Source organism: Nocardia sputi (assembly GCF_023501985.1).
In genome coordinates this window covers 201,376-215,348 of sequence record NZ_JAMFLC010000008.1, presented here as the reverse complement: position 1 = coordinate 215,348, position 13,973 = coordinate 201,376, and the positions used below count along the sequence as shown (strand labels likewise).

General features: G+C 67.9%; 12 protein-coding genes. 11 read left to right on the top strand and 1 reads right to left on the bottom strand.

All coding sequences use genetic code 11. From position 1 onward, the window contains the following. Positions 1–118: 118 nt before the first annotated feature. From M8859_RS13595 to M8859_RS13570, 6 genes are read left to right on the top strand one after another with little or no spacing between them, the layout of a single operon-like run. Positions 119–1,096, top strand: a complete 978-nt coding sequence (locus M8859_RS13595) for an ABC transporter permease (RefSeq protein WP_159922451.1) — start codon at positions 119–121, stop codon at positions 1,094–1,096. A gap of 25 nt (positions 1,097–1,121) precedes the next feature. Further along, the gene (locus M8859_RS13590; RefSeq protein ID WP_159922449.1) at positions 1,122–2,045 is read left to right on the top strand and encodes an ABC transporter permease; all 924 of its coding nucleotides are present in this window, start codon (positions 1,122–1,124) and stop codon (positions 2,043–2,045) included. Further along, entirely contained in the window at positions 2,042–3,919 is a 1,878-nt protein-coding gene (locus M8859_RS13585; RefSeq protein WP_195069817.1) for an ABC transporter ATP-binding protein, read from the top strand. Before M8859_RS13590 ends, M8859_RS13585 begins: the two co-directional genes overlap by 4 nt. A 13-nt stretch (positions 3,920–3,932) precedes the next feature. Beyond that, on the top strand, positions 3,933–5,633 hold the full coding sequence (locus M8859_RS13580) for an ABC transporter family substrate-binding protein (RefSeq protein WP_159922445.1): 1,701 nt from the start codon (positions 3,933–3,935) through the stop codon (positions 5,631–5,633). Between the two features lie 32 nt (positions 5,634–5,665). Then, positions 5,666–7,345, top strand: coding sequence for an ABC transporter family substrate-binding protein (locus tag M8859_RS13575; protein WP_195069818.1), 1,680 nt, complete (start codon positions 5,666–5,668; stop codon positions 7,343–7,345). Next, the gene (locus M8859_RS13570; RefSeq protein ID WP_236565351.1) at positions 7,342–8,001 is read left to right on the top strand and encodes a hypothetical protein; all 660 of its coding nucleotides are present in this window, start codon (positions 7,342–7,344) and stop codon (positions 7,999–8,001) included. Before M8859_RS13575 ends, M8859_RS13570 begins: the two co-directional genes overlap by 4 nt. A 13-nt stretch (positions 8,002–8,014) precedes the next feature. Here M8859_RS13570 and M8859_RS13565 read toward each other — a convergent pair whose 3' ends face one another. Continuing rightward, the gene (locus tag M8859_RS13565; RefSeq protein WP_201295181.1) at positions 8,015–8,530 is read right to left on the bottom strand and encodes a DUF4240 domain-containing protein; all 516 of its coding nucleotides are present in this window, start codon (positions 8,528–8,530) and stop codon (positions 8,015–8,017) included. Between the two features lie 97 nt (positions 8,531–8,627). On the opposite strand from M8859_RS13565, the gene M8859_RS13560 reads away from it, so the two are divergent. From M8859_RS13560 to M8859_RS13540, 5 genes are all read left to right on the top strand, one after another. Then, positions 8,628–9,365: a FadR/GntR family transcriptional regulator gene (locus tag M8859_RS13560; protein WP_159922439.1), complete on the top strand. Its 738-nt coding sequence runs from the start codon at positions 8,628–8,630 to the stop codon at positions 9,363–9,365. 8 nt (positions 9,366–9,373) lie between these two features. Beyond that, positions 9,374–10,090 carry a sterol desaturase family protein gene (locus M8859_RS13555; RefSeq protein WP_159922437.1) on the top strand — a complete coding sequence of 239 codons (717 nt, stop codon included), beginning with the start codon at positions 9,374–9,376 and terminating at the stop codon, positions 10,088–10,090. Positions 10,091–10,449: 359 nt separating this feature from the next. After that, positions 10,450–10,659 (top strand): heavy-metal-associated domain-containing protein, encoded by a 210-nt coding sequence (locus M8859_RS13550; protein WP_159922435.1) that lies wholly within the window; start codon positions 10,450–10,452, stop codon positions 10,657–10,659. 16 nt (positions 10,660–10,675) lie between these two features. Further along, the gene (locus M8859_RS13545) at positions 10,676–11,635 is read left to right on the top strand and encodes a DUF8832 domain-containing protein (RefSeq protein WP_195069821.1); all 960 of its coding nucleotides are present in this window, start codon (positions 10,676–10,678) and stop codon (positions 11,633–11,635) included. Positions 11,636–11,680: 45 nt separating this feature from the next. After that, the gene (locus M8859_RS13540) at positions 11,681–13,930 is read left to right on the top strand and encodes a heavy metal translocating P-type ATPase (RefSeq protein WP_195069822.1); all 2,250 of its coding nucleotides are present in this window, start codon (positions 11,681–11,683) and stop codon (positions 13,928–13,930) included. Positions 13,931–13,973: the final 43 nt, after the last annotated feature.

The window sequence follows — 13,973 nt, the reverse complement described above, 5'->3', positions numbered from 1 at the left end:
GGCCGGACGATACTCGGACATGCCCGGATGTCATGTGGCACGCGCGCCCGCAAGCACGTCCTTATGATCGGGGACTAATACCGACGCTGGCACGTCCAGCCGAAAGACCAGAGGACTGATGACCGGCTTCCTGCTACGACGCGCGCTCAACTATGTCGTGCTGTTGCTGCTGGCTTCGTTCCTGACGTTCAGTCTGGCGTCTCTGACGTTCCGGCCGCTGGACAGTCTCGAACAACGCAATCCGCGCCCGCCACAGGCAGTGATCGACGCCAAGGCCGAAGAGTTGCATCTCGACGACCCGATTCCGGAGCGCTACCTCACCTGGATCAAAGGGATCCCGCACGGCGACTTCGGCACCACGCTCGCCGGTCAGCCGGTGAGCGAGGAGCTGCCACGGCGGGTGGCGGTGAGCCTGCGGTTGCTGATCGTCGGCTCACTGGTCGGCACGGTGCTCGGCGTTCTGATCGGCGCGGCGGGCGCGATCCGGCAATACAAATTCAGCGACTACTTCACGACGGTGGTGTCGCTGCTCGTTTTGAGCACGCCGGTGTTCCTGCTCGCGACGCTGCTGAAATATGGTGCGCTGGAGATCAATTCGCTCACCGGATCGCAGATCTTCCTCTATACCGGCGAGACGTCGGCGAGCAGGATCGACGGGTTCTGGCCGCAGTTGCTCGACCGCGTCCAGCATCTGATCCTGCCCACCACCGCGCTGGCTCTCGGCGCCATGGCCGGTTACAGCCGGTACCAGCGCAATGCCATGCTGGATGTGTTGCAGAGCGATTTCATCCGCACCGCCCGCGCGAAAGGCCTCACTCGCAGCAAGGCGCTGTACAAGCACGGCCTGCGCACGGCGCTGATCCCGATGGCCACGCTGTTCGCCTACAGCCTCGGCGGCCTGATCACCGGAGCGACGTTCACCGAGAAGATCTTCGGCTGGCACGGCGTCGGTGAATGGCTGGTCGACTCGATCAACGCCCAGGACCTCTACGTGGTGGTGACGGTCACCGCGTTCGCCGGACTGGTCGTGCTGGTGTCGGGTCTGCTGTCGGACATCGTGTACGCGTTCCTCGACCCCAGGGTGCGTGTGGGATGAGCGACCGGCCCGTAGGAGGGGCAGCATGACCGAAGCCGAAATCATCGTCCAGGGCGCTCCGGAGGTCACCGCGACCGGACGGCGCAAGCTGGTCCTGCGGCGGTTCCTGCGCAACAAGCCCGCCGTCGCGGGCGGCCTGGTCCTGATCGCGCTGTTCGTCGCGAGCTTCGCGCTGCCGCCCTTGCTGCCCTACGACTACCAGCAACTGGACTACACGGCCCTGTTGCAACCGCCGAGCCTGGATCATCCGTTCGGCACCACCCAGATCGGTCAGGACGTGCTCGCGCAAACCCTGCGCGGATTGCAGAAATCTCTGGTGATCGGCCTGTGCGTCGCGCTGTTGTCCACCACGATCGCGGCCACCGCCGGTTCGCTGGCCGGATTGCTCGGCGGCTGGACCGACCGCGCGATCATGTGGCTGGTCGATCTGCTGCTGGTGGTGCCGAGCTTCATCATCATCGCGCTGTTCGCGCCGCGCACCAAGGGCAGCGGTTCCATCCTGCTGCTGATCGTCCTGCTGTCCTGCTTCGGCTGGATGATCTCGGCGCGGATCGTGCGCGGCCTGACCCTGAGTCTGCGTGATCGCGAATTCGTCCGGGCCGCACGGTACATGGGTGCGCCCACCCGCACGGTGATCCTCAGCCACGTCATCCCGAACATCGCCTCGATCCTGATCATCGACACCACCCTCACCGTCGGCTCGGCGATCATGGCCGAGACCGGGTTGAGCTTCCTCGGTTTCGGTGTGCAGCCGCCGGACGTGTCGCTGGGTTCGCTGATCGCGGCGGGCACCAAATCGGCGCTGACCTATCCCTGGTTGTTCCTGTTCGCCGGCGGTCTGCTGATCCTCACGGTGCTCTGCGCGAACCTGGTCGGCGACGGACTGCGCGACGCGTTCGATCCCGGCGCCAAGGGGGCACGGTCGAAGAAGAAGAAGGATCGAGCATGACAGGCGCGGGCGCCACCGAGAAGAAGGCCGAGACGACCGCGGCCGCACCACTGCTGGAGATCACCGATCTGCGGGTGTCCTTCCCCAGCGAGGAGGGCCGGATCGACGCGGTCCGCGGAGTCACCTACACGGTGTCCGACGGCGAGGTGCTCGCCATCGTCGGTGAGTCCGGTTCGGGCAAGTCGGTGTCCTCGCTGGCGGTGATGGGGTTGCTGCCGGAGCAGGCGCGGATCACCGGGTCGATCCGGTTCCGCGGCCGGGAGCTGCTCGGTCTCGGCGATCGCGAATTGTCCAAGCTGCGCGGCAGTTCCATCAGCATGGTGTTCCAGGACCCGCTCTCCGCGCTCACACCGGTCTACCGGGTGGGCGAGCAGATCGCGGAAGCCCTGCTCGCGCACGGGAAGATGGGCAGGAGCGAAGCCACGAAGCGGGCGGTGGAGTTGCTCGACCTGGTCGGCATCCCGGATCCGGAGGTGCGGGCCAAGGCGTTTCCGCACGAGTTCTCCGGTGGCCAGCGCCAGCGCGTGGTCATCGCGATGGCGATCGCGAACGATCCGGGGCTGATCATCTGCGACGAGCCGACCACCGCGCTCGACGTGACCGTGCAGAAGCAGATCCTGAACCTGCTGCGCAAGGCGCGCGACATCACCGGAGCGGGTGTCATCATGATCACCCACGACATGGGCATCGCCGCGACGCTGGCCGACCGCGTCGCGGTCATGTACGCGGGCAAGATCGTCGAAACCGCTACCACCACGGCGTTGTTCAACGCGCCGCGGATGCCTTACACCGTCGGACTGCTCGGCTCGATCCCGCGTATGGACGGCCCGCCGCGGCGTCCGCTGATCCCGATCGTCGGTGCGCCGCCCGCCATGCACTCGCTGCCGCCGGGATGCTCGTTCGCCCCGCGCTGCCCGATCTCGATCGAAGAGTGCGGGGCCGCGGAACCGCCGCTGGAGCCGATCGATCCCGGGCACGGCGCGGCCTGCATACGCACTGCCGAGGTGGGCACGGATGCGCTGTTCGAGGCCTATCGCCGCGAGATCGCCGAGCCGGAGGCCGAAGCAGAGGTGCATTCGGAGGTGGTGCTGCGGGTCTCGGACCTGGTGAAGGTCTTCCCGATCACCTCGGGTGTGCTGCTGCGCCGTCGCAAGGGCGAGGTCAGGGCGGTCGACGGCATCAGCTTCGAGGTGCGTGCCGGGCGCACGTTGGCGCTGGTCGGCGAGTCCGGCTCCGGTAAATCCACCACGCTCACGCAGATCCTCGACCTGGTTTCCCCACAGGCGGGCACCATCGAGATCATGGGCAGCGACGTCGCTTCGCTCAGCAAGGCGCGCAGGCGGGAGATCCGCCGGAAGATGCAGATCGTCTTCCAGGATCCCACCGCCTCGCTGGACCCGCGCCTGCCGGTTTTCGACGCGCTCGCCGAGCCGTTGCGCATCGACGGGCGGTCACGGGCCGAAATCGCTCGCCGGGTACCGGAATTGCTCGAGCAGGTCGGGCTGCGCCCGGAACACGCCGACCGCTACCCCGCCGACTTCTCCGGTGGCCAGAAGCAGCGCATCAGCATCGCCCGCGCGCTCGCGCTGGATCCGGAGCTGCTGGTGCTGGACGAGCCGGTCTCCTCCCTGGACGTCTCCATCCAGGCGGGTGTGCTGAACCTGTTGCGCGACCTGCAGACCGAGCGCGGCCTGTCCTACCTCTTCGTCTCGCACGACCTGTCCGTGGTGCGGAACCTGGCGCACGACATCGCCGTCATGTATCGCGGCAAGATCGTGGAATACGGTTCGGCGGAGCAGATTTTCGCGGCGCCCACACACGAGTACACGCGGGCGCTGATCGATGCGGTGCCGGTGCCGGCCGTGAGTCGGTAGAGAGGAGAGCGCGATGCGGATCCGATCCACGCGAGGCTGCACCCGGCCACGCTCGGCGCGCTGGGCGGTTCCGGTCGTCGCGCTCGGACTCGTGGTAGCGGGGTGCGGCGCGGACGGCGCCGAGTCGGCGACGGGGCTGTCCGACGCGCTCGGCACCACCAGCGACATCAATCCGAGGAGCCCGGACGAACTGCGCGAGGGCGGCAACCTGCGCCTGGCCACCACGTCGTTCCCGGCGAACTGGAACACGCTGTCCAACGACGGGAACGACGGCGAGATCGGCGACATCGAGCGGCCGCTCATGCCGCGCGCGTTCACCACCGACGCCGCGGGCCAGCTCACGGTGAACAAGGACTACTTCACCGATGTCCAGTTGACCGGAACCGATCCGCAGCAGGTGACCTACACGATCAATCCGAAGGCTGTGTGGTCCGACGGCGCCCCGATCACCTGGGAGGACCTCCGCTCTCAGGCCAACGCGCTGAGCGGCGCCGACAAGCGCTTCCTGATCGCTATCTCCAATGGCTTCGACCGGGTCGAGAAGGTCGAACGGGGCGTCGACGACCGGCAAGCCGTCATTACGTTCAAGCAGCCGTACGCGGAGTGGCGCGGCCAGTTCGCCGGCAACATGGCGCTGTTCCCGAAGTCGGTGACCGGCGATCCCGAGGCGTTCAACCACAGCCTGGTCGACCGCATGGGTCCGACGGCGGGCCCGTTCGTGGTCGAGTCGACCAACCGTGCCCAGGGCCGCATCGTCTTGGCTCGCAACCCGAAGTGGTGGGGCGAGCGGCCGAAGCTGGACACCATCACCTACAGCGTGCTCGATCGAGTGGCCTGGGTGGGCGCACTGCAGAACAACGAACTCGACGCGGTGCGGCTGAGCACGATCGACGACGTCAAGACCGTCCGCAGCACCTCGGGGCTGGTCGTGCGCCGGGCGCCGGGTAACCGGTGGCGGCACATCACGTTCAACGGGGCCCCCGGCTCCATCCTCGCCGACCCGAAACTGCGCGTGGCGATCTCGAAGGCGATCGACCGGCAGGGCATCGCGACCGCCACCCAGAACGGCCTGGTGGAGAACCCGAAGCCGTTGAACAACCACGTCTTCCTGCAAGGGCAGGAGGGCTATCGCGACAACAGTCTCGGCTACGATCCGGCAGCCTCGGCGAAGGAACTCGACGATCTGGGCTGGAAGCTCAACGGCGACGTCCGCGAGAAGGACGGCCGCAAGCTGGTCGTCCGCGACGTGATGTACAACGACCCCACCTGGGTGCAGATCGCGCAGATCATCCAGCAGAACCTGGCGGCCGTCGGGGTGGGGTTGCAGATCGACACCCGGCCGGGCGCGGGCTACTTCACCGACGTCATCCAACCCGGTGATTTCGACGCCGCCCAGTTCATCTTCTCGGGCGACGCGTTCCCGCTGAGCAGCCTCCCGCAGATCTACGCGTACCACCCTGACGACCTACAAGGTAACTTCGGTCGCATCGGGTCGCCGGAGCTGAACGCCTTGATCGATCGCACCCTTTCGGAGCTGGATCCCGCGAAGGCCATCGAACTGGCCAATCAGGTCGATCGCGCGGTCTTCGAAGAGGGCCACTCACTACCGCTGACCCAATCCGAGGGAAACTTCGGCGTTCGCGCCGACATCGCCAACTACGGGTCTCCCGGACTGGCGTCCTACGACTACACCAAGATCGGTTTCCTGAAGTAGACACGCAGCAGCGCTGCGGGAAGGAGCGGACCATGCGGATTCGTTCACTGACGACACGACTGGCGGTCGCCGCCGTCGCGATCGGATTGGTGGCCTCCGGATGTAGTTCGGACGACGAGGGCGCTCCCGCGGGCTCTGCCGCCGAACTCGGCACCACCAACGACATCAACCCGCACGACGTCGGCGAGCTGCGCGACGGCGGCAACCTGCGGCTGGCGATCTCGGCGTTCCCCGCGAACTGGAACGCCCTGTCCAACGACGGGAACGACGCCGAGACCGGCGCCCTCGAACGGCCGATGATGCCACGCGCCTTCCGCACGAACGCGGCGGGCGAGCTGTCGATCAACACCGACTACTTCACCGACATCCAGCTGACCAGCACCGAACCGCAGCAGGTCACCTACACGATCAATCCCAAGGCGGTGTGGTCCGACGGCACCCCGATCACCTGGGAGGACATCCAGTCCCAGGCCAACGCGCTCAGCGGCGCGGACAAGTCGTTCCTGATCGCCAACAACAGCGGCTTCGACCGGGTCGAGAAGGTCGAACGCGGCGTCGACGACCGGCAGGCGATCATCACGTTCAAAAAGCACTACGCCGAGTGGCGGGGACAATTCGCGGGCAACACCTTCCTGTTCCCCAAGTCCGTCACCGCTACGCCGGAGGCGTTCAACAAGAGCCTCGTCGACGGCATCACGCTGACCGCGGGACCGTTCATCGTGCAGTCCACCGACCGGGCGCAGGGACGCATCGTGCTCGGTCGCAACCCGAAGTGGTGGGGTGACACTCCCAAGCTCGACACGATCACCTTCAGCGTGCTCGACTCCGCCGCGCAACTGCCCGCGCTGCAGAACAACGAGATCGACGCGGTCGGGCTGGGCACGCGCGACGACTTGCGCACCGCGCGCGACACCCCCGGCATCGCCATCCGGCGGGCTCCCGGCAACAGCTGGAACCACTTCACGTTCAACGGGGCTCCCGGTTCCATCCTCGCCGACCAGAAGCTGCGCGTGGCGATCTCGAAGGCGATCGACCGGCAGGGCATCGTCACCGCCATCCAGAACGGCTTGGTGGAGAACCCGAAGCCACTGAACAACCACGTGTACATCCAGGGTCAGGCCGGTTACCAGGACAACAGCCTCGGCTTCGACCCGGCGGCCGCGGCGAAGGAACTCGACGACCTGGGCTGGAAGCTCAACGGCGACGTCCGCGAGAAGGACGGCCGCAAACTCGAGTTCCGCGACGTCATGTACCAGGAGGACACCTGGGTGCAGATCGCGCAGATCATCCAGCAGAACCTGGCCGCGATCGGCGTCAAGATGAACATCGAGACCAAGCCGGGCAGGGGCTTCTTCACCGAGGTGATCCAGCCGGGCAACTTCGACGTCGGGCAGTGGACCTGGGTGGGTGACCCGTTCCCGCTCGGCAGCCTGAACCAGATCTACGGCTACAACCCGAACGATCTGCAGGGCAACTACGGCCGCATCGGGTCGCCGGAACTGAACGCGCTGATCGAGCAGACGGTGTCCGAACTCGACCCGAAGAAGGCGATGGAATTGGCCAACGAGGTCGACCGCAAGGTGTTCGAGGAAGGCCATTCGCTGCCGCTGATGCAGTCCGCGGGCAACGTCGGTGTGCGCGCCGACCTGGCGAACTACGGCGCCGCGGGTCTCGCGTCACTGGACTACACGAAAATCGGTTTCCTGAAGTGAGTTTCGGATCGGGCCACCCGCTGGCCTATCCACTCACGGTGACGCTCGGCGCCCTGGCGGTCTGTGCCGCTTGGGCGCCGTTCGGCACTCTGGATCAAGTGGCGGCCATTTCGGCCGTCGCGCTCGGCATCGTCGGCTACACGGGGTATCGGCTCGCCGTCGCCTTCGGCGCGCTTCCGTTCTGGCGCTCGGGCAGCGCGCGAACGGCGCGGGTGACTCGCCTCCGACAGCAACATCGCCTGGTCAGCCGGTCGTGGTTGCAGGTCGAAGGCACCGGCCGGCCGCGTTGGCTTCCGGTCTACTTCGACCCGGCACTGGTCACCCTTACCGAGAACGAGGCGGAACTCGACCGCGCGATCCACGTCGACGGGCGACGCCTCTACCCGTCCGGACGCATCCGCGACGTCGAGCCGCCCGGCCGCCTCATCGACAACCCCACCCGTCCCGACCCCGACGCGCCCGTTCTCATCGCGAAGTCCACCCGGCTGCGCCGCCGACTCCTGCTCGACGCGCAATCCACCGTCGCCGCCCCCATCGCCGCGCTCCTGTGGGTCTACCTCGACGGGGGCGGCCTTCCCGCCTTCCTCGCCGCCACCACCGTCGCCGCCGGGTGCTCGATCTGGCTCTCCGCCATCGGAGGCTCCGACCCCACGTGAAATCGGGCGGATGCTACTTCGTCAGTCCCCAACCGGCCGGATTGGAAACGCTCTCCCGGGAAATGCCGGAACCGGTGGCCGGGAAGCCGCCGAACCGTTCTCGGTGCAGATCGGCGAAGAAGTAGCACATGGCCCCGCACTCCGCGTCGAGCACAGCCACTTCGGGGTCGGCCACCACGGCGTCGTAGAAGTCACGACCCATCGCGACGATGAACCCCCGGCAGTACAGGAAGCCGTCGTCCGAGCCGTCCGTGACCTGCTGGATGTCGGCGCGGTCGATGTCGTACAGTTTCCGCTCCAGCACCCGGTCCAGCACGGTGAGTTCCTCGGCCGACAGCCCCGCACTCAGCGCACGCAGATGGTCGAGGAACGCGTTCAGATGCTCGTCGATGGCGTATGCCTCGTCGTCGTTCTCCCGGTGGATCAATGTCTTCCGAAGCGCGGCAGGCTCGGCGCCTGTCCGCTCCCACGCCGACTCGACGATGCTCCAGAACCGCGACTCGTCAGCGGCGGTGGGGATTTCACTCACGGCGCCGGACGCTACCAGAGCAGCCCGTCCGACAACGCCCGCGACCGAATTGGTCTGACCACTTGACCTCCTGACCAGTAAGGCGCACAGTGGAGCCATGGCGTTGCAACCTGTGGTCAAGCGGTCGGTGTCGGCGGATGTGTTCGAACAGATCGCCGCGGACGTGCTCAGCGGCGAGCTGGCGCCCGGAGCGACATTGCCCAGTGAGCGGCAGTTGGCCGAGGCGCTCGGCGTGTCCCGGCCCGCGGTCCGAGAGGCGCTACAGCGGCTGGCCGCCGCCGGGCTGGTCTCCGTGCGGCAGGGAGACGCCACGACGGTGCTGGACTATCGGCGCGGCGCGGGGCTGGAGGTGCTGCCCAGGCTGCTCGTACAGGCCGGGGAACTGGACCCGGCCGTCGCGCGCAGCATTCTGGAGGCCCGGCTGCACAACGGGCCGAAGGTGGCGGAGCTGGCCGCGCGCCGGGTCGGAGCGGTCGGAGCGAACGAGGTACGCCCGCTGCTGGAGGCCTCGGTCGACGCGCTCGCCGCCGAAGAAGATCCGATCGCCCAGCAGCGGCACGCGATGGAGTTCTGGGATCACGTGGTGGACGCCGCCGACTCGATCGTGTTCCGGCTGATGTTCAACATGTTGCGCGCCGCCTATGAACCGGCGCTCGCGGCGCTGGCCCCGATCATGTCCGCCGAGGTGGGCAACGTCGAGGCATACCGCGAATTGGCCGCCGCCATCGTGGCGGGCCGGCCACAGAAGGCCGCCACCAGCGCTCGAGCGCTGCTCGAGCCGGCGACCACCGCTCTGATCGAGGTCCTCGGCGGACCGCCGGTCACGCACAGCTAGGAACCACCATGACGAAACCCAAGGCATCCGATCGCGATCCGGTCGAGGTCCAGGCACGGGCGCGGGTGCGCCGCGACGAGCGGGCGCTGCGCCGTGGACTCACCCTCGGCCAGGCTTTCGCCGAATTCCTCCGCCACCCCTCGCCGTGGATGATCGGGACCACGCTGGTGGGCGCACTGATCGCCCGGCTCGTCGTCGGCGATTGGCAGCCGACGGATCTGCTGGTTCCCGCCGTGATGCTGGCGGCTTTCCCGGTCTTCGAGTGGATCGTGCACGTCACCGTGTTGCATTGGCGGCCACGGCGGCTCGGTCCGATCGCGATCGACAGCGAGTTGGCCCGCAAGCATCGCGAGCACCATGTCGATCCGCGCGACATCCCGCTGATCTTCATCCCGACGAAGACGCTGTCGGTGCTGGTCGTCGTGCTCATCGCGCTGGGTGTGTTCGCATTCCCGCGCCTGGGCCTCGGGCTGACCTTCCTGATCACCATCACCCTGCTCGGCCTCGGCTACGAGTGGACGCATTACCTGATCCACACCGACTACAAGCCGAAACGCGCGCTGTACCGGGCGGTTTGGCGCAACCATCGCCATCACCATTACAAGAACGAGCACTACTGGTTCACGGTCACCAGCTCGGGCACCGCCGACCGCCTGTTCGGCACCTATCCCGACCCGGCCACGACCGAAACCTCACCCACGGCACGCAACCTGCATTCGACCTGATCACTGCCGCCCCGCGACACCCCAGCGGGGCGGCATCCGTGAGCAGCGCCCTCAGCCACCGCTCGCGCCCGACCATTCCACTCGAACCGAGCAACTGCCGTCCCGCGACAACTCTGCGGGGCGGCACTCGCGAGCAGGGCCACATCTTCATCCGCCGCCTGCCTGGCACCTGAAACGGATCCAGGACGCAGAGAGCAGGAAGACCGCAGTATGCGGATCGTCCTCCGGACCCGCACGCCGAGCCCGGCCCGTGACCTTCGTCGCGGACCGGGCTTTCGTCTGCGCCGGGCTTGATGGAAATATACCCTAGGGGGGTAAGGTAAAGAGGAAGCACGGACAACCGCACAAGGAGAACGACCATGAGTACCGCCACCACCGTGACCGTCACCGGCATGACCTGCGGGGGCTGCGCCACTTCGGTGCGCACCGAGATCGGCCGCATCTCCGGCGTCGAATCCGTCGCCGTCGATCTCGCCGCCGGACTGGTGACCGTCGAGAGCGCGAACCCGGTGGAGCGCACCGAACTCACCGCCGCCGTGGAGCGCGCCGGTTACGCCGTCGCCGACTGACGGACGGAGCACACCGATGAACGCATCCACCAAATTCGGCGGCTTCGCCCTCGGCCTCGCCGCGATCTTCGGGCTCGCCCTCGCGGCCGGTTCGGTCATCGGGCCGGAGCCCACCGAATCCGCCGCCCATGACGCGGCAGCTCACGAGGGTGGCCCCGCCGACCGGGGTGAAGTCCACCCCGACGCACTACCTGGAGGAATGATGGCAACCGACCGCGGCTACACCCTGCGGCTGGACACGACCCAGACCACCGCCGCGGCGAACGCGCCGCTGCACTTGCGCATCCTCGACCGGGACGGAAAGGCCGTCACTCGCTACGTGCGTACCCACGACAAGGATCTGCACCTGATCGTCGTGCGGCGCGACATGGTCGGCTACCAGCACGTGCATCCGGTGCTCGACGGCAACGGAACCTGGAGCGTCCCGCTCGATCTCCCCCGCGGCGGCGACTACCGGGTATTCGCCGACTTCACTCCCGAGGGCGGCGACAACCTGACTCTCGGCGCGGACCTGCGGGTGGCGGGCGCCTACGACCCCCGGCCCCTGCCTGCCGCGACCTCGACCGCCGCCGTCGGCGACTACACCATCACGCTGGACGGCGTCGTCGTCCCCGGCCGGACCTCGACGGTTACGCTCTCGGTGAGCCGCGCGGGCAAACCGGTGACCGACTTGCAGCCCTACCTCGGGGCTTATGGACACCTCGTGGCACTGCGCGCCGCCGACTTGGGCTACCTGCACGTCCATCCCGAAGGCCACCCTGGCGACGGTGTCACCGCGGCCGGGCCGAACATCACCTTCGCCGTCACGGCGCCGAGCGCGGGCGATTACCGCCTGTTCCTCGACTTCCAGCACGAGGGCGTGGTCCGTACCGCCGAATTCACCCTGACCGTCGCGCCGGGCACCCCCGCCGTGGACGCATCGACCCACGAAGAAGACACTGGTCAGCAGCCGGCGCCGCACGGTCACGGACACTGACCCGCCGACCGTCCGCACCGCGTCGCACAGAACGGAGCAACCACGATGACCACCGCGACACAACCGCCGCCCTCCGGGCAGGTCGAACTCGTGATCGGTGGAATGACCTGCGCGTCCTGCGCCGCGCGCATCGAGAAGAAGCTCAACAAGCTCGACGGTGTCACCGCCACCGTGAACTACGCCACTGAAAAGGCCCGCGTCGAAGTCACCGGTGACGTCTCACCGGACGAGCTGATCACGACCGTCGAACAGGCCGGTTACACCGCCGCCCTTCCCGCCCAGCCGGAACGGTCGGAGGAGGCCGTCGCCGAGGACGACCCCGCCGCCGCCCTGCGCACCCGCCTGCTGGTCTCGCTGGCGCTGTCGGTGCCGGTGATCGCCATGGCGATGATCCCGGCCTTGCAGTTCACCAATTGGCAGTGGCTGTCGCTGACGCTGGCCGCGCCGGTGGTGGTGTGGGGCGCGCTGCCGTTCCACCGCGCGGCGTGGACCAACCTGCGCCACGGCGCCGCGACCATGGACACCCTCGTGTCGATGGGGACGCTGGCCGCCCTGGGCTGGTCGCTGTACGCGCTGTTCTGGGGCACCGCGGGCACCCCGGGCATGACACATCCGTTCGAGTTCACCATCTCCCGGATGGACGGCACCGGCAGCATCTACCTCGAAGCCGCGGCGGGCGTCACCACATTCATCCTGGCCGGGCGCTTCTTCGAGGCGCGCGCCAAGCGGCGTGCGGGTGCCGCGCTGCGGGCATTGCTCGAGCTGGGGGCCAAGGAGGTCTCCGTGCTCCGCAACGGGACCGAGCAGCGCGTTCCCGTCGAGCAATTGGCGGTCGGCGATCGGTTCGTGGTGCGGCCCGGTGAGAAGATCGCCACCGACGGCATCGTGGTGGAAGGTTCCTCGGCCGTCGACGCCTCGATGCTCACCGGTGAATCGGTGCCGGTGGAGGTCGGCGCGGACGACGCCGTGGTCGGCGCGACCGTCAACGTGGGCGGCCGGATCGTGGTGCGCGCGACCAGGATCGGCTCCGACACCCAGTTGGCGCAGATGGCGAAGCTGGTGGAAGACGCGCAGACCGGCAAGGCACAGGCGCAGCGGCTGGCCGATCGGATCTCCGGGATCTTCGTGCCGATCGTGATCGCGCTGTCGGTCGCGACGCTGGGATTCTGGCTCGGCGCCGGCGGGTCCGTGGCCGCGGCGTTCACCGCCGCGGTGGCGGTGCTGATCATCGCCTGCCCGTGCGCGCTCGGTCTGGCCACGCCCACCGCGTTGATGGTCGGCACGGGACGCGGCGCGCAACTGGGCATTTTGATCAAGGGCCCCGAGGTGCTGGAGTCGACGCGGCGGGTCGACACGATCGTGCTGGACAAGACCGGCACCATCACCGCGGGCAAGATGACCCTGCTCGAGGTCGTCCCCGCCGAAGGCGAGGAGGTCTCGCGGATCCTGGAACTGGCCGGAGCGCTGGAGGACTCGTCCGAACACCCGATCGCCCAGGCCATCGCCAAGGGTGCCCGCGAGCGGGTGGGTTCGCTGAAGCCGGTCGAGGGCTTCGCGAACGTCGAGGGCCTGGGTGTGCAGGGCATGGTGGACGGCCATGCGGTGCTCGTCGGGCGGGCCCGGCTGCTGGCCGACTGGTCACAGCACCTCGACGACGACCTGACCCAGGCGATGCGCGCGGCCGAAGCCGAGGGAAAGACCGCCGTGGCGGTGGGCTGGGACGGCAAGGCCCGCGGGGTGCTCGTGGTGGCCGATGCGGTGAAGGCGACCTCGGCGGAGGCGGTTTCCCAACTGCGCGCCCTCGGCCTGACACCGATCATGCTGACCGGCGACAACCGGGCAGCCGCCGACGCGATCGCCGCGCAGGTCGGTATCGACGAGGTGATCGCGGAAGTGCTGCCGCAGGACAAGGTCGACATGGTCAAGCGGCTGCAAGCCGAGGGCAAAGTGGTTGCGATGGTGGGCGACGGCGTGAACGACGCCGCCGCACTCGCCCAGGCCGATCTGGGGCTGGCCATGGGCACCGGCACCGACGTGGCCATCGAAGCGGGCGACCTGACCCTGGTCCGCGGTGACCTGCGGGCGGCAGCGGACGCGATCCGCCTGTCCCGCCGCACGCTCGCGACCATCAAGGGCAATCTGTTCTGGGCCTTCGCCTACAACGTGGCGGCGATCCCGCTGGCGATGGCGGGCCTGCTGAACCCGATGCTCGCGGGCGCGGCGATGGCGTTCTCCTCGGTCTTCGTGGTCACCAACAGCCTGCGGCTGCGTAGCTTCCGATCGACAGCGCGATAACGAAAAACACCGGACGGGACGGCACGCGTAGTGTCGTCCCGTC